This is a genomic window from Salinispira sp. (assembly GCF_059431795.1).
On sequence record NZ_JBXWXS010000013.1, the window covers coordinates 275,527 to 301,980 of the forward strand.

Consider the following 26,454-nt stretch of genomic DNA (forward strand, 5'->3'; position numbering starts at 1 on the left):
CTATAATGGCCATTCACTGCCCACGCCGGGGTAGTGAAATACACGAACAAACGGAGCAATTCATGAGCGTCCGCGTCCGCTATGCCCCGAGTCCAACGGGGTTACAGCACATAGGGAGTCTTCGAACGGCTCTCTTCAACTACTTTTTCGCCCGCAGCCAGGGTGGAACCTTTATTCTCCGGGTGGAAGACACCGATCAGACCCGTTTTGATCCCCGTGCCCTTCAGGATATTTATGATACCTTCAACTGGATCGGGATACACTGGGACGAAGGTCCCGATGTGGGAGGAGAGTACGGCCCCTACATCCAGAGTGAATGTTTTGACCGATACAAAGAGCTTGCTCTCCAGTTAGTGGAAGAGGGAAAGGCCTACAAATGTTTCTGCAGCGCTGAGCGTCTGGAAAAGCTGCGTGAACAGCAGAGTAAACAGAAAGGCGGGCACCAGGGTTACGACCGTCATTGCAGAAACCTCGACAGTGAAGAGCTTGCCGCCAAAGAAGCCGCCGGAGAACCCTATGTAATCCGATTCAAGATCCCCCTGGAGGGAGAAACGGTAATTTCCGACCGGGTTCTGGGCGAAACCAGAAGAAAGCACAAGGATATTAATCCCGACCCGGTTTTACTGAAAACCGATGGGTTCCCCACATACCATCTGGCCCATGTGGTGGACGATCACCATATGGGAATTACCCATATTCTCCGGGCCCAGGAATGGGTCAGTTCCGCAGCCCTTCATGTACTGCTCTACCGGGCATTCGGCTGGGATGTTCCGGAATTTGTCCACCTTCCCATGGTCATGGGAAAAGACGGGTCCAAGCTCTCCAAACGTCACGGGTCCACATCAGTTATCGATTTCCGTACCCAGGGATATCTTCCCGAGGCATTGGTGAATTATGTGACCATGGTGGGTTGGGGCTATGACGAGTCCACCGAGTTCTTCAGTATTCAGGATCTGGAACGGGTCTTTAAAGACGGGAAAATTAATAAGGCTCCTGGAGTATTCGATTACAAGAAACTCCAGTGGTATAACTCCCAGTATATCGCCCGTTCAGATGAGAACCGGCTTGTGGATCTTTGTCTGCCGTATCTTCTGGATGAAGGCTATATAACCAGGGACGCCCAGGGCAATGTCCCTTCTGAACAGCTTGAAGTTCTTCAGAAGGTGATGCCCCTGGCAAAAGAGCGGATGAAGCTTCTGTCGGATATTCCATCGGTGGCTGGATTCCTTTTCCGGGATTTCACCCTCAACGGAGCGGAAGATCTGGTGCAGAAGAAACAGGAACCTGAAGACACGAAAAAAATCCTGAAACATATCAGGGACGACTTCAGCCGCATTGCGGACCTGGATGAGGAAGGTTTTCACGATTACTTCCAGAATCTTGCCGAATCCTTTGGGACAGGTATGGGGAAGGTGATGATGCCCCTTCGAATTGCCATTACCGGAAGCCGTGCCACACCTCCTTTGGCGGATTCAATCCGTCTCATGGGGCGGGAAAAGGCCCTCTCCCGGCTGGAAACGGCTATCGGGCTGCTGTAAGCACAGATATTTATCAACAGGAGAAAACAGATGTCCAAGAAAGAAAAGAACCAGAAGGGTATAACCCTGGATAAAATTGTATCCTTGTCCAAGCGCCGGGGCTTCGTCTTCCAGTCCTCCGAGATTTACGGAGGTCTCTCCTCAGCCTGGGACTACGGTCCCCTGGGTGTTGAGCTGAAAAACAATATTCAGAATAAATGGTGGAAGGAAATGACCCAGCTCCACGATAATATCGTGGGGATAGATGCTTCAATTCTCATGCACCCCAGAGTGTGGGAGGCTTCCGGTCATGTGGAAAACTTCCATGACCCCATGGTGGATTGTAAGCAGTGCCGGTCACGCTTTAGGGCCGACCATATCGATCTGAATGCAGCCTGTCCCAACTGCGGCACCAGGGACAGTTTCACCGAGCCAAGGGAATTTAATCTCATGTTCAAAACAATCATGGGACCCACCGATGAAAGCGGCACCCCCGTCTATTTGCGACCCGAAACCGCCCAGGGAATTTATGTGAACTATAAAAACGTTCTCCAATCCGGTCGAGTGAAAGTTCCCTTCGGTATTGCCCAGGTGGGAAAAGCATTCAGGAATGAAATCGTTACCAAGAATTTTATTTTCCGAACCTGCGAGTTCGAGCAGATGGAGATGCAGTATTTTATCCATCCTTCCCAGGATGATGAGGTGTTTGAAACCTGGAAGGAAGCCCGGATGGCCTACTACGAGAAAATCGGAATACGCATGGATAAGCTTCGCTTCAAGGAGCACGGCCCCGATGAGCTGGCCCACTACGCCAAGGCGGCGTTCGATATTGAATATGAATTTCCCTTCGGATGGCAGGAGCTTGAAGGCATCCATAACCGTACCGATTTCGACCTGAAACGGCATGGGGAGTTCTCCGGAAAAGATCTGACCTATCTGGATGATCAGACCCGGGAGCGCTTTGTTCCATACATTATTGAAACCAGTGCAGGTCTGACCCGAACCCTCCTCATGGTTCTGTCAGATGCATATGAAGAGGAAGAGGTGGCCGACGGAGATGTGCGAACCGTTCTCCGTTTCCACCCCGATCTTGCTCCCATCACCGTTGCGGTATTCCCCCTGGTGAAAAAGGATGGTCTGGCCGAGTTGGCCCGGGAGGTTGAAAAGGAACTGCGGGAAGACTTCGCCACCTTTTACGACCAGAGCGGTGCCATCGGCCGCCGTTACCGCCGTCAGGATGAAATCGGTACGCCGTTCTGCGTCACCGTGGACTATGACTCCAAGGAAGATCAAACGGTTACCCTGCGCTACAGGGACAGCATGGAGCAGGTTCGCCTGCCTATCAGCGAACTCTCCTCCCATATCCGCAAGGCGGTGAAGGAATACCGTCGGAGCTGAGGCTACGGGGAGCGTCGAAACCAGGGCATCGCCTGACCCAGTGCATGGCCTGACCCAGGGCCATGGCCGGAACGGAGGTTCCCGCTGGATGCTGATCCGCTCCCCTTACGGAAGGGGTGAAATATTACAAAGGGAAAAAGACTATGAATACCCAAGAACAGGGTTCCGCCAAGGCGGAACAGACGGATAAAATCCCCGGATCTCACATTTCCGGGCGTACGGTACACAATGAAGCCCTCAAGGTTCTGGCAGAACGGGGCTTCCTGCAGCAGTGCAGCGACCTTGAAGGGCTGGAGAAGAAGATGGAAGAAGGTCCGGTTACACTCTACGCCGGGTTTGATCCCACCGGACCCAGCCTCCATGCGGGGCATATGATCCCGGTATTTGCCATTGCCCACCTCGCCCGGGCGGGGCACAAGCCGGTGGTACTTCTTGGAGGCGGCACAGCCAGAGTCGGGGATCCCAGCGGGAAAACTGAAATGCGGAAGATGATTACCGTGGAAGAAATCAACGAAAACGTCGGTCGCTTTCAGACTCAGTTCGACACGTTCTTTAAAAATGCGGGCATTACAGAGAGCATCACTGTAGCCAACAACGCAGACTGGCTTTCCGGTCTCAACTACATCGAATTCCTTCGGGATATCGGCCGCCATTTTTCGGTAAACCGGATGCTCAGTTTTGAAGCATACAAGATGCGTATGGAAAATGGACTTTCATTTATTGAGTTTAATTACCAACTCCTGCAAAGCTTCGACTTTCTGGAACTCTACCGGAAACACAATTGTGAATTGCAAATCGGCGGGGACGACCAATGGGGTAACATTGTGGCAGGCGTTGACCTGATCCGCAGGGTGGAAGGGCATGAAGCACGCAGTTTCGGCCTTACGTTTCCTCTGGTAACCCGATCCGACGGAAAGAAAATGGGAAAAACAGAGAAAGGCGCAGTTTATCTGGATGCTGATATGTTCAGCCCATTTGATTTTTTCCAGTACTGGCGAAATGTTGCGGACGCGGATGTAATTAAATTTCTCAAACTCTTCACCTTTCTTCCAATGGAACGGATAGATGAAATGGCTGAATGGAAGGATCAAAAGATTAATGAAGCCAAGGAAATTCTGGCCTATGAATTCACTTCGCTGGTACACGGGAAAGAAACTGCGGATAAAGTCCTTGAATCGGTAAAGGCGGCTTTCTCAAAGGATGGCGCTGCCGCAGCCCTGGATTCCATGCCCACCACCGAAATTCCTTCAGAAGAACTGGAAGCGGGAATCGGCGTACTGGAACTGTTTGCCAGAAGCGGCCTGTGTTCCTCCCGGGGTGAAGCCCGCCGCCTTGTTCAGCAGGGCGGAGCAAGGGTGAACGATGAGAAGGTGAGCGATATTGAGCAGAACATCGATGCTTCCCGTCTTGGAGAGGACGGAATCATTCTCAGAGCCGGAAAAAAACGGTATGCACGGATTGTCAGGGGCTGAGTCCGCCCCTGTGTCTTGGGCATACTCCGGGGCTCAGCTTCGCTGAATAAGCCAGCAGCGGTGGGGTTTGCGTTTGGCAAAATCCTCAGGTATTGTCTTGTTGGTAATTTCGTCTATAAGAGCGCCCCGTTTTTTTAGCTCCCGCTCTTCCAGACGGAATTTTCTGAAGTTGTTACTGAAGATCAGCACTCCTTTCTTGGTGAGAAGTTTCAGGCATTGCTCTATGAGCCATAGCTGATCCTTTTGAACATCAAAAACCCCGTCCATTTTTTTACTGTTGGAAAAGGTGGGGGGATCGCAGACAATGAGGTCGTAGCTGTCTTTTCGCTCTACCGCCTGATTCAGCCATTCTATTGCATTGGCGGTGATCAGCCGATGCAGATTCCCGGTAAGAAAGCCGTTGCGTTCAAGGTTCCGTTTGGCCCATTCGCTGTAGGTGTTGGACATATCTACGCTGGTGGTGCTCATGGCCCCGCCATTGGCGGCGTAGACGGAAAAACTCCCCGTATAAGAAAAGAGATTGAGCATTCTGGAACCGTCAGCGATATCCCGTACGAAGGATCGTGTGGTGCGGTGGTCCAGAAACAGTCCTGTATCCAGATAATCCGAAAGGTTAATTTCGAATTCCAGGCCGCCTTCGCGGATTTCTATGGTGAAGCGTTCACGGGCGAAGCGTTCATACTGATTACGCCCTTTCTGCTGCCTGCGGGTTTTGATGAACACATTTTCCTCAGGAATTCCCAGGGCCCGTGCCGCATGCTCGGCCATGGTGATGGTCCACTCTTCCTGTTCCTGTTCATCTTTGTCCCTGAACTTCAGAAGCTCTGCGATGTGCAGATACTTTCCGTATATATCAATCTGAAGAGGGACTTCGGGGATATCTTTGTCGTACAGCCGGAACGCCTGAATATCCTGTCGTTTTGCCCATTTTCGAAGATGCTGATGCCGCTTTTTCAAGCGGTTGGTGAGCATTTCTGCCTGTTCGGCGGTTTTATCATCCATTTTAGGTACCTGTGTTGTGTCTGCCGCGTTTTCTGTTGTTGTATCTGTCGATACAGCCGGCGGCTACACTGAGCCGTGCTGTCGGGCCATTTTCACCGCAAGAACCGCATAGCCCGATGAAAGATCCTCTTTCTGAACCACCACATCTTCGGGAACCTTGAGTTTTACATTGGTGAAGTTCCAGATGGCCTTAATGCCGGCTTTCACCAGCAGCTCAGCCACCGCCTGGGCCTGATCCGAGGGCACGGTGAGAATTGCAATATGTACGTCCAGTTCCTGGATCTTGCCCACCATCTGATTCAGGGAGTGCACCGTTACCCCGCAGATGGTTTTCCCGATTTTATCTGTTGATGGATCGAAAGCGGCGAGAATACTCATACCGTGCCGTTTAAACTCTGCATAGCCCATAAGAGCCCGGCCAAGGTTACCGGCACCCACAATAATGGCACGGTGGATTTTATCCCATTCTAAAAATGAATTAATGGCATGAATAAGTTCATTCACTGGAAACCCTATGCGGGGTTTTCCCACAATACCGGTGATTGCCAGGTCTTTTCGCACCTGAATCGGCTCAAGTTCAAGCTCCTCGGCGATAATGGTCCCGGAGATAAAGTCTTTCCCATCTTTCTGAGCCGCTTCAACAACATGTAGGTATGACGGAAGACGCTTGATTGTGGGCAGACTGGCTAGTTTTACTATTGGCATGTATGGACCCCATAACAGTTACGCGAATTAAGAAAAGCTGGTGAAATTATATCGGTAAAATTGCGCTTTCTCAAGCATTAGACAGGGATTTCTAAATGGGGGTAGAATAGAGTAGATGAGTGAACAACATAACGACCAGGCCGGCAAGGCCGGCCATCAGGCTGCTACCGGGCAACATGCGGTCTCCGAAACACAGCATGAGAACTCAGCAGACGGTGCGCCCTCCGGCAATACAGAGCGGCCCGGCGCTGATATACGCATAGAGAAAATCGTTCCCGGAGGATACGGTCTTGGAAGGGATGAGCATGGGGTGCTGTTTGTTCCTTATGCCGTACCGGGAGATTTACTGCGGGTGGATTCAATTCGGACGGCCCGGGGAACCCGTTACGGAGAAGTGGTCAAAATTCTGGAACCTGGGCCGGGGCGCCGGGAAGCTCCCTGCACGTATTATTACCGTTGCGGCGGCTGCGATCTCCAGCACATTGAGTATGCCGTCCAGTTGGATATCAAGAAAGAAATCATTAAAGAAGCACTGATACGCCAGGGAGGGTTTGATCCGGAGGATCCTGCGCTTGGGGGTCTTGAGATGTTCTCATCTGACGAATGGAACAGCCGAAACAGGGTGCAAATTCAACTTGGTCCTTACGGTCCGGGTTTCAAGGAAGCCGGGAGCAACAATGTGATCCGGATTGAGCGCTGCCCGGTGGTTCATGAACAAATTAACGGCCTCCTGGCTGATCCTGCGTTTGCCAACAGCAGCGTGGAGGGTGAGCGCATACCGGTTTTTGCGGATGATTCGGCTGCCACTGTGAGGCAAGGAACCCATATTCTGGAAATTGCCGGCCAACGCTTGAGTTTCGATGTCCGGGGATTTTTTCAGAGTAATCTTTCTGGCCTGGAATGGCTGGTTCACTGGATACGGCAGTGTGTCGCCCAAATGGATCCCGGCTCCGGTGCACGTGCTCTGGATATGTACGGAGGTGTGGGATTTTTATCTTCCCTTCTTCCCAGGGAGTTCACGGCAATTGACGTGGTGGAAATTAACCGTCACGCTGAACCGTTTGTCCGGCAGAACCTGGGAGACAGGGGCCGTTTTTACCCCATGGATGCATCCGCCTGGGCCCGGGGACCCGGCAAACGGAGACTGAAAAAACAGCTGCAGCAGGGAGGCCCCGGATCATCGGATCAAAGCATGTATGATTTGGTAATTGTCGATCCTCCCAGAAAGGGTCTTGATCCACCTTTGAGAAAACTCCTTCTGGAGATTGACGCTCCCAATATTCTCTATGTTTCCTGTGATCCGGTGACATTTTCCAGGGATCTTGCCCGGCTGAAAGAGCGCTACCGGGTACGAAGCCTGGCGGGCTTCGATTTTTCACCCCATAATCATCATGTGGAGGCCGCCGCCTGGCTGGAGTTGGCTCTATGATCCGTTTTCAGGTGTTCAGGTTTCGGCTGTATTATGTGCCTCTTCTGTTGTCTGTATTCCTTTGTCTGTCCACCGGCACCTTGCTTTGCGCCCAGGACCAGGACTCTCCCCCGCCCACCGCGGCGGCCGTTGACCGTTATCCATGGTATCAAACCATAATTCTGGAGGGACGGGTGATCAGTGATCCCCTGTTTACCGGTGACGGGGGAATGATCCTGATCAGCGATGACAGGAGAATACAGCGCATCGGGACGGCCGGGGAGGTTTCGGCGCCGGACTGGACGCTCAGGCTTCCCAGATTATCCGCCGGGGAATGGTTTACATCAAGCGGCGGAGGCATTCTCATCCCAGCCCCCGAGCGGCGCATGTGGAGCATAGACCCCCGCCGGGGCCTGGTACTTGACCGGAGCATTCGCAATCCTTTTCAGCTCATGGCCCCACAGCAAATGGATGGCGGTGAAGGCGGCGATGAAAGTTCTCTATTCTTCCGGGATATTGTGCAGGGACGAATCCTTGAGGTCATCACCTCCGGTTCGGTTGGGGAGGTGAGTCTGTACCGCTGGAATCCCTCGGGGGAGGGCAGGGGGACAAGACTGTTACAGTGGGAAATTTCCGGGGAGGCGGGTGAAGTCCAGAGCATTCATCTCCATGAAGCCCGCATTCTGATATTTCAGTTTCCTGCATCCCTGATATGGTATTCACTGGACGGGAGGGAACGTGCCCGGGTTCAAATCCCCGTGGATGATTCCGGCGGAGGATGGAATACGCTCTTTCGAATGGGAGATGTATATATGCTCAACAACCCGGACGCAGGCAGGTACCGGATGTATGACGCTGCAGGAACTCTGCTGATGGAGGGGAAAAAGCAGACCGGCACTCCCGCGCTGATGAGCTGGAATATTGTCTCCGGTGGGGTAGGCGCACAATTCAGTATCAGCCGTTCCTCCGGCGCACTGTATGCCGAGACGGAAGATGGGTTCAGAAAGAAGTTTTTCCAGCTGGAAGATCAATGGCGGTTCCTCCGGTTTTTTTATTCCTCCGGATACTTTTATGCTGCGGATAACGGGTGGCGGATTCACCGTTTCCATATACAGGACATGGCGAAGGAACTTTATGGGTTGAATATCCGCCCGCCGGCACCACGTTCAGTCCCGGATTCTTCCGCCGGAGACTTTCTGTCGGATTTGCTGGTTGCCGCCCTCGAGTTTCCCGAAAGGTTCAATTCACAGATCGCATCAATTACTCAGGCCATGGAAAGCGGAGATCTGCAGGGCCGGCTGGATACCTACAGCTCCGCCCTGGATACTGCCATCCGGGCGGTTTACGGCTCCCCAGCTGCAGCCTCCGGGGGGAAAACTCTTCCCGGTACCGGAGAGAACAGAAGCCGGCTGTCAGCTGCAGTGCTCCAACTTGGAAATCCCCGGATGCTCTCCCGGCTCATTAACGCCCTGCAATACGAGGTGGACCCCCGGGTTTTCTCACAGTTGGTGGAGCGGGGAGATGAATTGATGCCGTTGCAGAAGCTGGAGCTGATAACCCTTGTGAGGGAATTTATTGCCGATGCAGAACCCTGGCAGCTTAGTGAGAATGTAATTTCCGGTTTCGCCCGCTTCCTGTTGAATGAACTGGAGAAGGACTCGGGGGGAGGGGATATGGATGCCATGGTGGTTCAGACCGCTATTCCGGCGCTGAATGCCCTGTATCCATATCTTGAAAATGTTCAATTGCGCAGACGCATTCTGGGTCAAACTCCCTAGTGCAATATTCCATCAATAACGCTATTATCATAGAAGAAGGGGATGTTATGAAATTCAGACAATCTAGATTTGGTTACGGTTTACTTGCGGCCTTACTGGTTTTTTCGTCGGCGTTCGCACTTCATGCTCTTGAAGTTGATGTTGATGAGTTGGAAACAACCGTCACCGATACCGTGAGTTTTATTAACTATTCAGGTCCCCACGATGATATTGATACCATTGAAGAAATACGGGGAATCGGTGTAAGTCTTTCCCGGGAGATTGCATCGGGGGAAAGCAGGGAATTTGCCGGAAAGTACCGTATAACCCATGTACTTCCGGAAGAAGGCCAGACTCTCAGAGGCGCGGATGTTTTGGAACTTCTTGACGACGCCCGGGTGGACCACATTGACAACCTCAGACGAATTATTTCCGCATACCTTGAAAGTCGCTACGCATACAGCCCCGAGGACGCCAATCTTCTTGGACGTCTGGTAACCGTATACAACGCAGTGCACCGGGGCAATATGGAGCTGTTCACCAGCCGCTATGTTCCTGAACTCAGCTCTGTTCTGGACCCAGAAAAAGCGGGACTCTCCCTGAGCTATACCGAATGGGCCGGAGCATCCCAGATAATTATCCCCATCGCATCTGACGCCGCCCCCGGCGAACTCTCATCGGTACCCGCCGATGAACTCATGGATGAATCGGTTGAAGAAACCATCCGAGACAGTGAAGACAGGGGCCTTGAAGAACGAATGGAGACCGCAGACCTGATCGACCGAACCGTGGATGAAGAGACTTCCCAGGTTGAGGAAGAAGAAGCGGTAATTCAACAGGAACAGGAAGAGATCCAGGAGGAGCGGCTGGAACTTCAGCAGCAGGAGCAGGAGATTGAAGAGGAAATTCAGGACCTGGACCGGCAGATTGAAGAAGCCGAACCCGATAGCGAAGAGCAGGAAGAGCTGGAGCAGCAGCGGGAAGAAGCCGCCCAACAGCAGGAAGAAGTAAGCCGGCAGCAGGAAGATCTGGAGGAACGGGAGCAGCAAACTGAAGAACGGCAGGAGCAGGCTGAACAGCGCCGGGAACAGACCGATGAAGCGGAAGAGCGGTCCCGGGAAATACGGGAAGAAGCTGCCGAAGATGTGGAGGAACTGTCCACTTCCCGGGAGGAACCGGTATCCGAACTTCGGGTTACCCGCAGCAGAGTTGCCAACAATGTGCTTTACTCAACACTGTTAATTATCAATTCCAATGACGGTGCGGTGCTCACCACCGCCCAGCGGGAGATTATCGGCCGTCAATATCTGGAAACCCGGCAGGGGATTATTGCCATCAGTGAAGAGGACGGTTCCCCCGGTCTGGTACTTCTTGATGCCGATGACTTGAGTTTCATTTCTGCGGGAGACAGTGAAGTGAGTCCTTACAGCCCCATTCTCAGCGGTTCGGGGGATGGGATATTTGCCGTTATCCGCGACGGCGGTGAATGGTACGCCGGACGTTTCGATGCAAACTTGAATCTTTTATTCAGATCGTCAATACCTGTTTCCGAAGCAAGCAATTTAGTGATAGAAAATGGAAAGCTCATTGTCCAACGGAAAGACGGACGTTTCACCGGTCTGGATCTGGACGAGCTCTCGGTGAATCCCTGAAACGGGAAACCGGATTTTGATCTTGGAGAAAATATATGAACTCAGCATTCAGCGGCAGGACGATCCAGGTCGTACGGGATCTTCACCCTGACGAGCAGTGGTATCTGTATGCCAAAACCCGTGAATTGAAACAGGCTATGCGAGGGGAGGGGAATCTGGACTCCTTCCGTTTGAATGAACCCGACCTGGGAATGTATTTATTTTTTATGGAAGATTCCACCCGGACCAAAGAATCATTCAGGAATGCGGGGAAATTCCACGGAATCAAGATGAATGATTTCGATGCCAAGAATTCTAGTTTCCAGAAGAAAGAAAGCATTACCGATACCATTAAAATGCTCACCGGATATTCGGCGCGAAGCATTTTTGTGGTCCGCTCCCGGATAGAGGGTACCTGCCGGTGGCTGGAAGCCAGTCTGAGTGAGTACGCCGCAAAGATCGGTGCCCCCCGTCCGGCATTCATTAACGCAGGTGACGGGCGGCATGAGCATCCCACCCAGGAATTCCTAGATGAGTTCAGCTTTCTTGAACAGCTGGAATGGAAGCGGGACCATATTCACATTGCCCTTGTGGGGGATTTATTTCACGGCCGGACCGTGCACTCAAAGGTGGACGGTCTTGAGGTGTTTCACAACGTGGAAGTGGATCTCATAGCTCCCGAGGAATTGGCCATGCCGGAGCATTATATCAGAACCATGGAATCCAAGGGTTTCAGTATCAGAATATTCGAATCCATTGACGAATATCTGGCTCAAAAGCGTCAGGCTCCTGTGTGGTATTTCACCAGACTTCAGCTGGAACGCATGGGTGACAAGTTGTTGAACAAAGCCGAGCGTCTGCGAAGGTCGGTGAGCTTTCGGGAGGATCATCTTGAAAAGCTGGATGAACGGGTGCGGTTTTATCACCCTCTTCCCCGGCATTCGGAAACTCCCACCATTCCCACATTCCTGGACCGTCTCCCGGTGAACCGCTGGGATGAACAGAGTATGAACGGATACCTCACCAGAATTATTGAACTGGCCATGGTGGGGGGGAAGCTGGGGCACGATTATGAAGGTGAGAAGGCTCAACTTCCTGAGTACACGGACGATTTCATTCTCGAGAGCACCCGGGCAAACAGCAGCAAACCGGAGTTCAAGGTGGGGATTAAGCCGGTTGACCGGGGTATTGTGATTGATCATATTGCAAAGGGACAGTCACCCCAGGAAATCTGGGAACATATCACCAAGATACGGAGAGTTCTGGATTTGAACACCATGGGTTCCCACGGGGTATTTCCCAGCTTTCGGGAAGGCAGTTACAAGGGCATTATTTCATTGCCTGAACACCGGCTGCCCGGTGAGAAGAAGCTGAAGATGCTCTCGGCGGTTTCTCCGGGAGTTACGCTGAATTTGGTTGAGAATCATGAAGTGGTGAAGAAATTCCGGCTGACCACGCCGCCCAGGGTGTACCGCCTGCCTGGTCTGTGCTGCAAAAATGAGGCATGCGTAAGTCGCCCCGAGTATCATGAACCCATATATTCAGATTTCATCCGTTCAGCGGAAAATCAGTTCACCTGTGCCTACTGTGAGACCCCCCACAGATTTAACGAGATCTGGCAGGATCAGTAATTGATACCTTGTGGCAGCAGTATTTGTATAGCAGCAGTACTTGAAATCGGCGGCATCGAAATCTGATCCTCGGGGAATCCGTAATAGAAAATCCGGCGCAGCAGAAATTAAGATTCGAGGTAGGCAGAAACGGGGCGGGGCTCAGGACGAACTGCCCCGTTTAAAAATCCGGCGGAAAAAATCCCTGATAAAATTCAGGAGTCGGGTGAACCATCCGGGATTTTTCAACCGCTCCAGATACTCATATGCTTCTGCCAGTTCATCAGCACTGAGATTTTTCCGGTAGAGATTCTCTTCAATTTCTATTTCAACCTTGTCCGCAGCATCCTTTTCGTCAATGATCCGCACTGGAACCATATTCCATCCCAGTTGGCGGGCAGATTCCAGTCGGCGGTGGCCGGCGACCAATTCATTCTTACTGTTGATCACCACGGGGTTGAGAATTCCATGTTTCTGAATGGAATCTTTCAGCCCTGCAAGGTCCCCCAGGTTTTTTCTGATACGGTTTTTAATCTGAATTTCCTGAATGGGAATCTGCATGGGCTCTCCTCTTTTTCGGGTCCGCTAATCCAGGTACGGATTTCCGCCTTCATTTCCTTCCGGGTCGCCCCCTTCCGGGGGGACCATATCCGAGTTGCTTCCCGGACCGTCAAGGCTGAAACTGTCATCGAAAAATGGGTTGGAGAGGGAATCGCCGTTTCCTTCTTCTCCTTCACCCGAATTTCCGGAGTTGGAGTTTCCTGAGCCGCCGCTGCCGTCAAGGTCGAGGTTGAGTTCAAGATCGAGGTTCAGGCTGATGCCCGAGTCGCTGAGACTGCTGCCTCCGATGGTGCTTAACTCAACACCCCCCTGTGAGATGCTTTGCTCAAGTTTGGTTTTTCCGTCGTTGGCCACCTGCTGCTGGAATTCTTCGCTGCTGTCGAACTCACGGGGCTCGGTGCCTTCCCGGAAGATTTCCGTGTAGGTACTCCCGCTATATCCTGCCGGGGGAAGAAGGCCGTTTCTGGATGTTACTTCAAGTTCTATGAGACCGTTTGCCGGCCTGTTGTATGTACGGGGTTCCAAATCCCGGTGCACTTCCTTCATATAGCGGGCCCATATGGGACCTGCTGTGATTGCACCTGTCTGGTTCACACCCATTGAGTTGTTTCCTTCGTCAAATCCGATCCACACGGCAGTGGTGTAATAGGGACTGAATCCCACGGTCCATAGAGCGGACCAGTTCTGGGTGGTTCCGGTCTTTCCCGCGATGGGCATATCCCCGAATCCTCCCACCAGACTTCTGGGGTAGCGCAGGGTACCTTCCTGGACTGTGGTCTGAAGCATTTCTGTCATAATATAGGCGGTTTGGGGGCTGACAATCTGGAGATCCCGCCCCTGCCTTGCCTGTTCCTCCCGGAGATTCCGTTCAGGTTCAGCAACAATTCTCCCGCTCCGGTCTTCCACATAGCGGATAAATACCGGAGTAACCTCACGGCCTTCATTGGGGAAGGTGGCAAACGCCTGTGCCATCATAATGGGAGACACGGAGTTGATTCCCAAACCGATGGGATATTTCCGCACCAGTCCTCTACTTACCTGTTCCCGTTCTGGAATTCCCAGCAGATCTGAGGTAATACTGATGGCATCGTCGAATCCCAGACGATTCAAGATCCGAAGGGACGGAACATTCATACTCTTCGCCAGTGCGTATCGGGCCAGAACCGGTCCTTCCCACTCTCCCTTATAGTTGGTGGGGGTGTAGGGGGTGCCGTCGTCGTTCCAAAACACCACAGGACTGTCGTAGATCATTGTGGCAGGAGTGATTGCTTCTTTTTCTATGGCAGCGGAGTAATATAATGGCTTAAAGGAGCTTCCGGGCTGCACCCGCGCCTGGAGGGCCCGGTTCAGCTGGTTGGTCTGCTCGAATTTGTTTCCCCCGATCATGGAGAGTACATGCCCGGTTTCATTTTCCAGAGAAATCAGCGCTCCCTGTACGGTGGTCTGTTTCTCCAGGGTTTCTTTTTCCTGATACGCGGTCCAGGCAATGTCTCTCAAGCCTCCGTCATTGCTGTTTTCGCTCAGGAGTGTGAGCATATCGAGCATGGGAGTGATGTTGTCCCGGAAATAGGTTTTAGCATTCTGAAGCTGCTTCTCCCCTGCGACCCTCAGCTGGTCCACGTTGAATCCCAAAGAGAGTAGATCAATAGCAGGGACAAACACTTCGGTGGCAAAACGTGCACGGCTGGAAATATTACGGTCGTAGGTCTCATTTGCCGCTTGAATTCCCGCCTGCATATACTCCCGGGCCGCGTCCTGATAATCCAGATCCAGGGTGGTGTACACCTTGTAGCCGTCCCGGTAGATGTCCGCGCTTCCTAAAAGGATTTCGTTTTCCAGTAGATAGCGTACATGTTCGCTGAAATAGGGGGCTTGATCCTGGCGTTCAAAAAAGGCCGTGGTTGTTCCAGAACGGGTGTAGTCGTAGTTCATCCAGAACTCTTCGAAGGAGGCATCCACCTCCTCCTGTGTGGCATAACCCTGGACCACCATCTCGTCCAGCATCTCTTTTTGCCGTTCCCGGGCCAGGTTTGGATTTTTCAAAGGAGAGTATTTATTGGTACTGGACAGCTGGAGTGCCAGCATCATGCTCTCGGCAATGGTGACTTCCCTGGCCGAATGACCGAAGAAAAACTTGCTGGCCGCTTCAACCCCGTAGGTGTTGTGTCCGAACCAGGATTTATTCAAATACTCTTCGAGAATCTCATTCTTGGACCAGTTTCGCTCAAGCTGAAGGGCTATCCAGATCTCTTGCAGTTTCCTGCTTACGGAAACATCGCTTTTATCCAGGTAGAGCATGGTGGCCAGCTGCTGGGTGAGGGTGGACCCTCCTCCGGCGAAATTATTGGTTAGATACCCTATGGCAGCCCGGGTGGTGCCGGTAATGCTCACACCTTTATGGAGAAAAAAGTCCTGGTCTTCACGGGTGATCACCGCGTATATCAGATGTCTGGGCATTTCCTCAATGGAAATGAGTTCCCGTTTTTCATCGGAGAAGAACTCGGTGATCAGCCGTCCGTTTCGGTCATATATTTGAGTGGGCAGAGCAGCTTCCGATTCATTAAAATCATTCAGTCCTTCCAGATTATACGTTGCACCCAGGGCAATTCCGATAACCACTGAAAACAGAATGAATAAGCCGGCGAATACCCCGGCGAGAATTTTGAGAGTTGTCTTCCCTTTTTTAGATAATGCCATACCGCTTAGAGATTATGACAGTCTGTGCTCTGTTGTCAATTACTGGGGGTGGGGATTGACCGGGTAATTTGCCTATGGGACTCCCGGTAAGCGGACAAAGGGAACCGGTAAGCGGGCAAAGTGAACCGGTAAGCGGACAAAGGGAACCGGTAAGCGGGCAAAGTGAAGGGGGCAAAAAAAAGGCCGGTTCGAGGGAACCGGCCAACCCTTAAGGGTTATCGACCAGGAAAATATAGCAAACTGGGAGGGGAACTATACCCCGGCCGACATTGCTATTATCGTAAATTTCCGGCCAAACGTTAATAGAAAAGATTGATTTATCCGGGAAATTTCAATATTAGCGGCGGATATACTCCTCAGGATCCCGGTTTTTCCCCAAATACATGATCTCAAAATGGAGATGAGCTCCGGTTGAAAGCCCGCTGTTCCCCACCGAAGCGATTTCATCCCCCGCTTTGAGGGTATCACCGATTCTCACAAGGATTCTTCCCAGATGGGCATACATAGTCTGATATCCCGAAGGATGTTCAATGCTGATGTATCTGCCGTAGACCCTGTCTTCCCCCACATCCAGAACCCTGCCTTCCATCGCGCTCACCACCGATGTTCCCATGGGAGCCACCAAGTCGATGCCGAAATGAAATTGATCTCTGCCGGTAAACGGACTGGTTCTCAAACCATAGCCCGATGAGATGTAGCTTCCGGGCAGCGGGTCTCGGAACAATACCTGCAGGAAGGCCCTCCGTTCGACCCCGGTGAAATCTCCGTTGAGCACAAAACGCCAGGATTCCTGGGACTCTCCCGGAGATCTGGGGGGCAGGGTGAACTGTTCGCTGAGTTCGAAACTGCCGTCTTCCCTGATCCGGGAACTGAGCATTCGTTGAAAATCGCTTTCTGGATCCTCCGGAATAAACATCCCGGGAATATTCGGAATAAGAACCTGAGTGCCTGGAAGAGGAAGCCTGGGATTGTCCAGACGGTTCAAGGTTGCAATGCTTGCCTGGGGCAGATTCAGGCGGGCAGCCAGGGAAAACATGCTGTCCCCTTCCTGTACAACATATTCATATATGCTTAATCGGGGTCTGGCGTCATTCCCCGCCTGCCAGCGGTAGAATGACTGAATATCGTCGCTGATCTGCCGGAAAATTGGATCCTGATTTGTCAGCTGTCCCAGCCTGGGAAAATTGGATCTCTGTACCCCCGTGTCAGCGGTTTCCTGTGCTTGAAGGTTCCCTTCAGTACTCAAAAGCAGGGTCAAAAGGAGCAGGATCGGCAGTATCAGCAGCGAGCTTGGAGCACATACTATTCGGTTGCAAGGAAATGGGGAGGAAGCAGCCCGGATCGTAGCGTTGTTCATCTAAGAATATCCTCCATAGCCGATTCTTCAATGGGGATCTGTTCCACGCAGTAATGTCCGATCTTCCGATGTGGATGCTCGGGGCTGTGAAAATCACTCCCGTATGTGCTGAGAATACCGAACTCATCGGCGACGTGTTTAAATTTCCGTGCTTCTCTGAGTTTTACGGAGGAATGAAAGGCTTCTATGCCGTCCAGCCCAAGGGGTACCCACTCCTCCAACGCCTGACGCAGTTTGGTCCAGCTCATATGAAGAGTTCCCGGATGTGCGATCACCGCCTTACCTCCGGCATTATGGATCTTCCCGATTGCCTCTTTCAGATCCAGCCCCTCCCGGGGAACATAGAGAGGCTGTCCGGGGCCCAAAAAACGCTCGAAAGCATCGGGAATATCCAGGGCGAAGCCCTTCCGTATTAAGTATTCGGCAAAATGGGGGCGACCCACCACCTCCCCGCCGGCAAGATCCCGCACATCCCGGTAATCTCCGGGGACTCCCAGGTGATTCATGTTTTTTGCAATTTTCCTGTTCCGCCGTTCCCTGTCCGCAAGGATGCGGGGCAGCACATCATCCATGGTTTCCGAGTATTCATAAATGCCAAGTCCCAGCAAATGAAAACTCCCTGAAGGATGGGCAATTTCAATCTCAATTCCCGGAACCACATCTACTCCCAGAGATTTACCCGCCATGGCTGCCGGTTCATACCCTGCCACAGTATCATGATCGGTGAGGCAGATTTTGTTGATGCCCCGCCGGGCCGCATATTCTATGAGTGCTTCAGGCGAAAAGTGCCCGTCGGAAGCCGTGCTGTGACAATGTAATTCAACCATGGAAATTTCCTGTTTCGGTCTATATTCTTCTCCCGAAAAAGGCATTTTCAATACGAGGATAATTAGAAATTGCCCAAAACGTTAGAAATCGGTAATCATGTACAATACCATAGGGATTTTATCCCGATACTACAAAGCATATTGCCAATTAACCGGCTTGGCAACAAATGCTTGATTTTCAATACGGAAGCAATTATTGTAGATTTTAGGAGTATTCTGTGCCCAAGGCAATGAACTACAATGCCAACTCTGTTGTTTACTTCACAGGCGATGTTGGCGAGAAGATTTATATACTTCAGCAGGGAAAAGTTGCATTAAAATCTGTGGATATCGAAACCGGAGAAGAGGTGACCGACCTCATAGCCACCGGCGAATTTTTCGGTGTAAAATCCTCTCTGGGACATTATCCCCGGGAAGAAGACGCAATTGTGCTTACCGACAGCCAGTGCCTCATGTTCACCGTGCCGGAGTTTGAGGTGCTGATCAGTAAAAATACCCGAATTATTATGAAGATGCTGAAGGTCTTCAGTAATCAGCTGCGAAGAATTCACGGTAAAGTACGGAATCTCATAGCCACCGGGAAGCGGGAGGTGCCCGAGGATGGTTTATTCAAAATTGCCGAGTATTATCTGAAGAAACAGGCATATCCCGAGGCCATGTATACTCTTCGAAAATACCTTGAGCACTATCCCCGGGGAGCATACCGCAACAAAGCCCAAGATTACCTGAGTAAGGCGGAGCAATACGCCCAGGAGTATGGTAAGGGCAAGGGGCCGGCAATTATTGCCGGTGCCCAGACATCCCACTCTAATCCCAATCTCTCCTTTGAAGATAAGCCACCCCTCTCCCAGGATGAACAGGAGTTTTACAATGCTGAAAGTTTTCTGGGTCAGCAGGATTACCAGAAGGCCGCTGAAATCCTGGCTGGGATTATCAAGAAGGGGACCGAGCATCCCAATTTTCATGAATCCAATATCGAAATGGCTAAAGCACTCCTGGGGCTTAAAAAAGCTGATACCTCAGTTCAGCATCTGAAGGTATATATTCAGAATTACTCGGACAATAAAAAGATTGCCGAAGCCATGATTTATTTGGGAGACTCGTACATGGCCTTGGAACAGAAGGAACAGGCCGCAAAGGTGTATCAGAGGGCACTGAACATACCGGGAATTGACGAAGTGTGCAGGAGAAAGGCCACTAGCATGATCAGGAAAATTGAGGGTAAAGCATGAACTTTAACACCGCAGCCTTTGAGCGCTTTGCCGTAACGATTCAAAAAGATGACATTATATTCTGTGAGTATGAGCCCGGCGATGCGTTTTACCTGATTCAAGAAGGCCGGGTGAGAATCAGCAAAATTATGGGCGACATCGAAAAGACCATAGATGTTCTGTATCCCGGGGAAATTTTCGGGGAGATGGCCATTCTGGAGGAAGCACCCCGATCTGCAAGTGCAATTGCCCTGGATAAAGTGAAAGCTCTGGAATTCAACCGGGAAAATTTCACCATTCTTCTTCAGGGAAATCCCCAGATAGCCATGAAGCTTCTTAAACTGTTCACCAAACGGATTTATGATCAGCGTCGGCGTTTCCAGATTCTCACCCTGGAGGACACCCAGGCAAGGATCGTAGATGTGTTCCTCATGCTCAGTGAGCAGCTGCCTCCGGATCAGGCAGAGCGGAATCAGCAAATCTTCGAGGTTTCGGTGGATGATGTGGCCCATTGGGCCGGGCTTTCCAGTGAAAAGACTTCAGATATCATTAATCAGCTGGTAACCCAGCGGCGGATTGAGGTGAGTACGGGAAAAATCATGGTGAAGAACATTCACGACCTGCGCCGTTTTGTTCAAAGCCGCAGAAAAGACCGCTGAACAAGAATTGCTCATACTCGGTCGATTCCGTAACGGCTTCACCCAGCAGACTGTGTCTGATTGGCCGCCGGTCCCGGCCTCTGAATTTCATTGCCTGATGCTATGCTTAATTTCCAGCCGGCCCGGTGCTCTGCCGCAATTACGAATGGGGATTAATTGCCCGACAACGCGGAAATCTCCTCAGCGCTCAGTGTTCTGTTGTATACCTGGAATTCATCAACAATGCCGTCAAAACCTGCCTGCACCCCGTTGTTTCCAATGGTGAAAGGGGAGGAGACGTGGGGCAGATCAAATATATTGGTTTCAAGTGCCAGTGAAGTTCCGTCAATATAGATTTTCAGATTTCTCGTATCCTGATTAAAGGTCACCGTCACATGATGCCAGTTTCCTGCGCTAACCCGTGATGCGGTGAAATCAGCGACTGTAGCGATGGACGAGATATTGTCGAAGGTGAGACTTAGCTCATCGTTTACCTGAATGTATTCAAGCCGCCATCCGGGAGCAGGCCCGACCGGAGCATCATCCATGGTTACAAATGCGGCATCCGCCGAAGGCAGGGTGTCCAGGTTAACCCAGAAAGCCATGCTGAAATTCCCGTAGGTGGAATCGCCGGGTTCAATTTTGAATGTATCGGGTTCACCTGCAGCAGAAGTATCATAGCTCAGCGAATCCGCCGATGTAATCTGAACGGCAGAATCCCCTGTTCCATTTCGGTCGGAGGCGGAGCTGCTGCTGCCGCCGAGAGTAAGGTCCCTTGCCCCGGGACTGGAATCGTTGATCCCGCCGTCCATGGCCCAGTACGCTTCCAGACCAGTTTTCAGCGGTATTTCCTCCCGGATTTCCAGCTCTCCGTCGCTGAGGAATGCAGTAAGGACATATTCTCCTTCAACATCGGGGGTGAACCGCACTTCTGTTCCGCTGAGATACTCCTCGGAGAGGAGGGCTGAGGAAGAGCTGGGTGAGGTGAGCTGCCATTCAATAACAAAGGCATCCCCGTTTGGATCCGAAGTTCCGGATGCATCCAGAATGACCTCAGTTCCCGGAAAAATTTCATTTTCCAGGAGGATTCCTGAGGTTTCGGCGATTCCCAGAACCGGAGGCGAGGGCGGGGTGAGAACCTTTCCAAAAAAATCGCAGGAACCCAGCATTCCTGCGGCTGAGAAAAGCAGTAGAGTGGCGGGCAGAACCCGCAGCATTGCCCTCACGGGCGTCCGGCGCTGTGTTGTATCCTTCATAGTATATAATAATAACCGGAGTCTTTATAAAATTCTATTCCTGCCGATACTCAAAGCATGATACGCGGAATGTACACCGGCGCTGCCGGTATGATTGTACAGCAACACACCATGGATGCTATCTCCAATAATCTTGCCAATGTGGATACCACCGCATACAAGGAAGATGTATCCGTTCACAAGGCGTTTCCCGAACTGATGCTCCGGCGGATGAACACCGAGATCACCCAGCTGCCCATCAGCCGCAGCGCACCCCATCTGGGGTCGGTTGACCGTGCTCCTGTGGTGGGAAAACTGGGAACCGGTGTGGAACAGAATGAAGTGTTCACCGTGTTCCAGCAGGGCTCAATGAAAGAAACCGGGAACTCCTTTGATCTGGCCCTGGAGGGTGAGGGATTTTTCGTGGTGCAGACCCCGTACGGCGAACGCCTCACCCGGAACGGCAGTTTCCATCTGGGCCCCGAAGGCCTGCTGGTAACCAAAGAGGGATATCCGGTTCTTGGTGAGAACGGCCCCATCAATGCAAAGGCGAACAACTTCATCGTGGATCAGGACGGCAGAGTGTTCCATAACGAGCGTTTCGCCGATGATCCCGAGCGTCTGGTTTCCCAGACCGAAAACGAATGGGATCAAACCGTCCAGGTGGATACCCTGCGCATGGTGGATGTGGAAAGCAGCCGTTATCTCAAGAAAATGGGTTCCAGTCTCTACCGCACAACATGGGAAAGCGGCGACGCCTACACCCTGCAGGATTCACGGCCTCAGGTACGCCAGGGATTCCTGGAGACATCCAATGTGAACCCGGTAAAACAGATGGTGAAAATGATTGAAGTGAACCGGGCATATGAGGCGAACCAGAAAGTGATACAGTCCCATGACCAGGCAAGCGATAAACTGATAAATCAGGCAATGCGCTTCTAAGAGCGCCCAGTAAGGAGTGACAGACAATGATGCGTTCACTGTGGACTGCTGCATCGGGAATGATCGGGCAACAGTTCAATATCGACACGATTTCCAACAACCTTTCCAACGTGAATACCACCGGGTTTAAGCAGAACCGTCCCGATTTCGAAGATCTGCTGTATCAGACCACCCGCACGGCGGGAACCCCTGCAACTGAAGAGACTCTTGTTCCGGTGGGAGTTCAGGTGGGACACGGTGCCAGAGTTGCGGCCACCCAGAAAATATTCACCCAGGGTTCTCTGCAGAATACCGGGAACGTCAGCGATGTGGCCATTGAAGGGGAGGGCTTTTTCAGGGTTCTCACCTACGACGGCACCTACGGCTATACCCGTGACGGTGCTTTTAAAATCGACAGTAACGGCCAGCTTGTCACATCCAACGGATACCGGGTGATGCCCGAAGTGGTAATGCCCGAAGGATTTATCAGGGAATCAATTTCCATCAGTCAGGACGGGAGAATTAACGTCCGACTTCCCGGTCAGGATGAACCGGTGGAAGTGGGGCAGCTGGAACTCTACCGCTTTGTCAATCCCGCCGGACTTCAGGCTGTGGGGGAAAATCTCTTTAAAATGAGCAATGCCAGCGGCGACCCCATTGCAGGACAACCCGGATTCGACGGTATGGGAAAGACCATCCATAAGTTTCTTGAGATGTCCAATGTTGAGACGGTGAAGGAAATGGTGAATATGATCACCGCCCAGCGGGCGTATGAGTTCAATTCCAAGGCCATTCAAACTTCGGATACCATGCTGGGAATCGCCGCAAACCTGAAGCGGTAAACCTGAAGCGGTAAACCTGAAGCGGTAAACCGCCGGGATACGGGGGGATCAGCCGCATGGCAAGGACCCAGATAGAAGATAAGGGGAGATGATTATATGTCCAGCATAGCAGATGTAATGGGAAAATATCAGGGTATCGACCAAAACAGTGCTCTGCCCAGGGTGGATGCCAATGCTTCAAAAGATCAGTTGAATGAGGTCGCCCAGGAATTTGAGTCGCTCTTTGTGAAAATGATGCTTGATTCCATGAGGGACACCCGTAACAGTGAGGATAATTTCACATACGGCGGGATGGCGGAAGATATTTTTGAAGACATGCTGTATACTGAATATGCAAGCGATATCGCCAAGCGGGGTGATTTCGGTATTGCGGATATGATTATCAACCAGTTTTCACCCAACCGGGGGCAAAGTTCCGGAATCTGAGAGATGCTCAGATCATCTGACCGTATATATTCATGAATATTTTTACCATAATTGTATAATAAAGTATACATATGAAGACCGGGTGAATACCGGTTTTTTTTTAAATACTGTAATCCATTGCTATATAAGAAATTATAAATATTATTGAACGCTGTTCGGTTTGGCACGCTTATTGCATGTAAGGGTCCGGAGGGTGTTATGACAAACTCGGCCGCAACGATTTCAAAATCCGTTAACCAGAACCAAACCCATGATGTGCTGAAAGCGTATTTTTCCCAGATCAAAGACAGTCCGCTTTTGGACTTCCAGCAGGAATTGGATCTTTCAAAGCGTATTCAGCGGGGAGATCCGGCAGCCCGTCAGAAGCTGGTGGAGAGCAATCTTCGTCTTGTGGTGAAAATAGCCCGTCAATACATGTCCTCCGGCGTGGGACTTCTTGACCTGGTTCAGGAAGGAAACCTGGGGCTCCTTCATGCGGTGAGTAAATATGATTACCGTAAGAAAGTCCGCTTCAGCACCTATGCCTCCTTTTGGATTAAACAAAGCATTTCCCGGGCCATCTCCAATAAGCGTCGGTCGATCCGGCTCCCCCACCGCAAAGAAGACGTTTTGAAAAAGGTGCAGGCCGCATACAATGCGCTGGCACAGAAAATGATGCGTTCCCCAACCACTGAAGAGATTGCCGCCTACCTGCATATTTCCCACGAGGAAGTGGTGGATATTCTGAATATCAGCGAGCATCTTGTGAGTCTGGACAGCAGCCTGGCCAACGAAAGCGGAACCATGTACGACCTCTATGAGGACTATTCCTATACCCCGGAAAAAGAACTTCTGGACAACTCGATGAATGACAGTATGCGCAACCTTCTGGAACATTTGGAACAGCGGGAGCAGTTTGTCATTATCAACCGATACGGGCTATGGGGGCAGGAAAAGAAGACTCTGAAAGATATCAGTAAACTGCTGGATGTGAGCCCCGAAACGGTTCGCCAGATTGAGATGCGCTCCATTCGTAAACTGCGGCAGTTCTCCAAGGAACTGGAAGATTTTATTGGAACTTGACCCCCCGGAAAATCCGGGGTATTTTCCTCACTGATCCATGAGAAAAAACTCCGGTTCTTCAAAACAGTCCCAGCCGAAATCCAAGACCTCCGCCGGTAGATCCGGTTCGCGATCCGGATCCGGTCCATCTCTCACCCCTGCGAAAAAGAGGGAGCGTTTCGTTCGGAAGCTCAGCGCCCTGCTTGCTGTCATCGTTTTGGCTCTGGCAGGAATCTATCTCCTTATACCCGTGGAATATGCACCTTCCACGGCCGATCCTGCAGGGGGGTATCGTGAGCTGCCCGGAAGAGATACGGGGCCTGGTTCGGCGCCTCCCCCCCAGTCTGAGGTGAACGGAAGCTCTTCGGGAACCGGTACTGGTGAAGCCGGAGAAGTCGCTGCCCGGAGTTCCGGGGCGAAAGCATCCGGAAAGGATTCGGAAGACCCGGCTTCCCGGGAGCCGGAAGGGGAAGCGGCCGTTCCGGTAAGGATCCGGCCGAAACTGGTGGTGGTGATCGATGATGTGGGCTACAATGTTGACGGACTTAAACCATTTTTGAATATTCCCGTACCCATAACTTTCGCAGTCCTTCCCCGGCTTGACTACTCCACAGAGACGGCCCGCCTGGTCCGGGATGCGGGACAGGAGCTCATCCTTCATTTGCCCATGGAGAGTCAGAACGGGCAGGATCCCGGTCCCGGAACTCTTCGCAGCAATATGTCCGGGGATGAACTGATGAGGGAAATCGAACGTAATGCTGCTTCCGTGCCTGGAATTATCGGGATTAATAATCATATGGGAAGCAAAGGGACAGAAGACACAAGAATTGTACGGGAAGTTCTGGATTATGCCAGACGCGATTCACTTTTCTTTCTCGATTCCCGTACCAGTGCACAAACGGTGGTTCCCGAAGTCGCCCGGGATATGAACATAGAAATACTTGAGAGGGATATATTTTTGGATAACAGTCAGGATGCCGGATACATCATGGAAGCCCTGGACAAGGGAAAAGCTGTGGCACGGGACCAGGGACATGCCGTACTCATCGGTCATGTCTGGACCGAGGAGCTTGCGGAAATACTACTGGAAAACTATCCCTTTATTATGGATGAGGGGTTCGACTTCGCCACCCTCTCCAGCATTATTATGAAAGGTGAGTGATGCTTGTTCTGGGAATAGAAAGCTCCTGCGATGAGTGTTCATTTGCAGTGGTTGAAAACGGCAGAAAAATTATCTCCCATCTAATCGCAACACAGATCGAGGATCATAAGCCCTATAACGGCGTGGTTCCCGAGATCGCCAGCCGCCGGCACGTGGAGATGATAACCCCGGTGTACCGCCAGACCATGGAACTGGCGGCGCAACAGGGAGTGAAGCCCTCCGATATCGGGGGAATCGGCGTAACCACCCATCCGGGTCTGAGCGGCAGTTTGGTGGTGGGGCTGAATTATGCCAAGGCATTGAGCTATGCCTGGAACGTACCCTTTGTGGGGGTGAATCACATTCTTGCACATCTCTACGCACCCCAGCTGGAGCAGGAAATCCCCTATCCCTATCTGGGGCTGTTGGTTTCCGGCGGGCACACCATGATCACCCTGGTGAACGATTATGAGGATATTCAGGTTCTGGGAGCCAGCATTGATGATGCCTGCGGAGAAGCATTCGATAAGGTCTCAAAACACTACGGGTTGGGATATCCCGGAGGAAAACTGATCGATGATCTGGCAAAGAAAGGAAACGACAGGGCCTTTAGCTTTCCCTTCGCCAATCTCCACAAAGGCGGACATCGCTACGATGTTTCCTATTCGGGATTGAAAAACGCGGTGATAAATCAGCTGGATACGTTCTGGGACGGGAAGAGCAAAAAAAGCGTTGAAAATATTTGTGCCAGCTTTCAGCGGGTTGCAATTACCAGCCTTCTGAAAAAACTGTACCGGGCGGTTGAAGACACAGGAATAACTACTATCGTAGCCGGCGGGGGTGTTGCCGCCAACTCATATTTGCGAAAATCACTGGAAGAACATCCCGATTATCAGGTATATTTCCCCGGCATGGAATTATGCACCGATAACGGTGCAATGATTGCCGGCATCGCCTATCATTATTTAAAAGAGGGGAAAACCAGCGGGCTGGATGCGGGTGTTTCCCCAAGGGTGAAAGGTTTCAGGAAAATCTGAATACCGGAAGGCCGAAATTG

General features: G+C 51.6%; 22 protein-coding genes. 15 read left to right on the forward strand and 7 right to left on the reverse strand.

Going from position 1 to position 26,454, the window contains the following annotated elements; genetic code table 11:
• Nucleotides 1-62 precede the first annotated feature (62 nt).
• The 3 genes from gltX to tyrS all read left to right on the forward strand — a co-directional run bounded on the left by gltX (nt 63) and on the right by tyrS (nt 4,387).
• Nucleotides 63-1,538 (forward strand): glutamate--tRNA ligase, encoded by a 1,476-nt coding sequence (gltX, locus tag AC52PS_RS04915; RefSeq protein WP_495561924.1) that lies wholly within the window; start codon nt 63-65, stop codon nt 1,536-1,538.
• 30 nt (nt 1,539-1,568) lie between these two features.
• A complete protein-coding gene (locus tag AC52PS_RS04920) occupies nt 1,569-2,915 on the forward strand; it encodes a glycine--tRNA ligase (protein WP_495561925.1) in 1,347 nt (448 codons plus the stop codon).
• A gap of 143 nt (nt 2,916-3,058) precedes the next feature.
• Nucleotides 3,059-4,387 (forward strand): tyrosine--tRNA ligase, encoded by a 1,329-nt coding sequence (tyrS, locus tag AC52PS_RS04925; protein ID WP_495561926.1) that lies wholly within the window; start codon nt 3,059-3,061, stop codon nt 4,385-4,387.
• Nucleotides 4,388-4,420: 33 nt separating this feature from the next.
• Here the strand turns inward: tyrS and AC52PS_RS04930 are convergent, their stop codons facing one another.
• Entirely contained in the window at nt 4,421-5,389 is a 969-nt protein-coding gene (locus AC52PS_RS04930) for a class I SAM-dependent methyltransferase (protein ID WP_495561927.1), read from the reverse strand.
• A 63-nt stretch (nt 5,390-5,452) separates the two neighbouring features.
• Nucleotides 5,453-6,094, reverse strand: coding sequence for a redox-sensing transcriptional repressor Rex (locus tag AC52PS_RS04935; protein WP_495561928.1), 642 nt, complete (start codon nt 6,092-6,094; stop codon nt 5,453-5,455).
• Between the two features lie 115 nt (nt 6,095-6,209).
• On the opposite strand from AC52PS_RS04935, the gene AC52PS_RS04940 reads away from it, so the two are divergent.
• From AC52PS_RS04940 to pyrB, 4 genes are read left to right on the forward strand one after another with little or no spacing between them, the layout of a single operon-like run.
• Nucleotides 6,210-7,523 carry a class I SAM-dependent RNA methyltransferase gene (locus tag AC52PS_RS04940; protein WP_495561929.1) on the forward strand — a complete coding sequence of 438 codons (1,314 nt, stop codon included), beginning with the start codon at nt 6,210-6,212 and terminating at the stop codon, nt 7,521-7,523.
• Nucleotides 7,520-9,280, forward strand: a complete 1,761-nt coding sequence (locus AC52PS_RS04945) for a hypothetical protein (RefSeq protein ID WP_495561930.1) — start codon at nt 7,520-7,522, stop codon at nt 9,278-9,280. Before AC52PS_RS04940 ends, AC52PS_RS04945 begins: the two co-directional genes overlap by 4 nt.
• Nucleotides 9,281-9,327: 47 nt before the next feature.
• Nucleotides 9,328-10,911 carry a P83/100 family protein gene (locus tag AC52PS_RS04950; RefSeq protein ID WP_495561931.1) on the forward strand — a complete coding sequence of 528 codons (1,584 nt, stop codon included), beginning with the start codon at nt 9,328-9,330 and terminating at the stop codon, nt 10,909-10,911.
• A 35-nt stretch (nt 10,912-10,946) separates the two neighbouring features.
• Nucleotides 10,947-12,521, forward strand: a complete 1,575-nt coding sequence (pyrB, locus tag AC52PS_RS04955; protein ID WP_495561932.1) for an aspartate carbamoyltransferase — start codon at nt 10,947-10,949, stop codon at nt 12,519-12,521.
• Between the two features lie 141 nt (nt 12,522-12,662).
• Here the strand turns inward: pyrB and AC52PS_RS04960 are convergent, their stop codons facing one another.
• The 4 genes from AC52PS_RS04960 to AC52PS_RS04975 form a co-directional block, all read right to left on the reverse strand.
• The gene (locus tag AC52PS_RS04960) at nt 12,663-13,061 is read right to left on the reverse strand and encodes a ParB N-terminal domain-containing protein (RefSeq protein ID WP_495561933.1); all 399 of its coding nucleotides are present in this window, start codon (nt 13,059-13,061) and stop codon (nt 12,663-12,665) included.
• A 24-nt stretch (nt 13,062-13,085) separates the two neighbouring features.
• Entirely contained in the window at nt 13,086-15,758 is a 2,673-nt protein-coding gene (locus tag AC52PS_RS04965) for a penicillin-binding protein 1A (RefSeq protein WP_495561934.1), read from the reverse strand.
• Between the two features lie 337 nt (nt 15,759-16,095).
• Nucleotides 16,096-17,115, reverse strand: coding sequence for a LysM peptidoglycan-binding domain-containing M23 family metallopeptidase (locus tag AC52PS_RS04970; protein ID WP_495561935.1), 1,020 nt, complete (start codon nt 17,113-17,115; stop codon nt 16,096-16,098).
• A complete protein-coding gene (locus AC52PS_RS04975) occupies nt 17,112-17,942 on the reverse strand; it encodes a PHP domain-containing protein (protein ID WP_495561936.1) in 831 nt (276 codons plus the stop codon). The genes AC52PS_RS04970 and AC52PS_RS04975 overlap by 4 nt, the downstream gene beginning before the upstream one ends.
• Before the next feature lie 218 nt (nt 17,943-18,160).
• On the opposite strand from AC52PS_RS04975, the gene AC52PS_RS04980 reads away from it, so the two are divergent.
• Together AC52PS_RS04980 and AC52PS_RS04985 are read left to right on the forward strand one after the other, a co-directional pair.
• Entirely contained in the window at nt 18,161-19,174 is a 1,014-nt protein-coding gene (locus AC52PS_RS04980) for a cyclic nucleotide-binding domain-containing protein (protein WP_495561937.1), read from the forward strand.
• Entirely contained in the window at nt 19,171-19,812 is a 642-nt protein-coding gene (locus AC52PS_RS04985) for a Crp/Fnr family transcriptional regulator (protein WP_495561938.1), read from the forward strand. Before AC52PS_RS04980 ends, AC52PS_RS04985 begins: the two co-directional genes overlap by 4 nt.
• A gap of 152 nt (nt 19,813-19,964) precedes the next feature.
• Here the strand turns inward: AC52PS_RS04985 and AC52PS_RS04990 are convergent, their stop codons facing one another.
• Nucleotides 19,965-21,047: a LamG domain-containing protein gene (locus AC52PS_RS04990; protein WP_495561939.1), complete on the reverse strand. Its 1,083-nt coding sequence runs from the start codon at nt 21,045-21,047 to the stop codon at nt 19,965-19,967.
• A 57-nt stretch (nt 21,048-21,104) separates the two neighbouring features.
• Between AC52PS_RS04990 and flgF the strand changes: the two genes are divergently transcribed.
• The 6 genes from flgF (at nt 21,105) to tsaD (ending at nt 26,434) form a co-directional block, all read left to right on the forward strand.
• On the forward strand, nt 21,105-21,968 hold the full coding sequence (flgF, locus tag AC52PS_RS04995; protein WP_495561940.1) for a flagellar basal-body rod protein FlgF: 864 nt from the start codon (nt 21,105-21,107) through the stop codon (nt 21,966-21,968).
• 26 nt (nt 21,969-21,994) lie between these two features.
• The gene (gene flgG / locus AC52PS_RS05000; RefSeq protein WP_495561941.1) at nt 21,995-22,789 is read left to right on the forward strand and encodes a flagellar basal-body rod protein FlgG; all 795 of its coding nucleotides are present in this window, start codon (nt 21,995-21,997) and stop codon (nt 22,787-22,789) included.
• A 96-nt stretch (nt 22,790-22,885) separates the two neighbouring features.
• Nucleotides 22,886-23,215 carry a rod-binding protein gene (locus AC52PS_RS05005; RefSeq protein WP_495561942.1) on the forward strand — a complete coding sequence of 110 codons (330 nt, stop codon included), beginning with the start codon at nt 22,886-22,888 and terminating at the stop codon, nt 23,213-23,215.
• Nucleotides 23,216-23,413: 198 nt separating this feature from the next.
• Nucleotides 23,414-24,277, forward strand: coding sequence for a sigma-70 family RNA polymerase sigma factor (locus tag AC52PS_RS05010; protein ID WP_495561943.1), 864 nt, complete (start codon nt 23,414-23,416; stop codon nt 24,275-24,277).
• Between the two features lie 37 nt (nt 24,278-24,314).
• On the forward strand, nt 24,315-25,418 hold the full coding sequence (locus AC52PS_RS05015) for a divergent polysaccharide deacetylase family protein (RefSeq protein ID WP_495561944.1): 1,104 nt from the start codon (nt 24,315-24,317) through the stop codon (nt 25,416-25,418).
• Nucleotides 25,418-26,434: a tRNA (adenosine(37)-N6)-threonylcarbamoyltransferase complex transferase subunit TsaD gene (tsaD, locus tag AC52PS_RS05020; RefSeq protein WP_495561954.1), complete on the forward strand. Its 1,017-nt coding sequence runs from the start codon at nt 25,418-25,420 to the stop codon at nt 26,432-26,434. The genes AC52PS_RS05015 and tsaD overlap by 1 nt, the downstream gene beginning before the upstream one ends.
• The last annotated feature ends 20 nt before the right edge of the window (nt 26,435-26,454 follow it).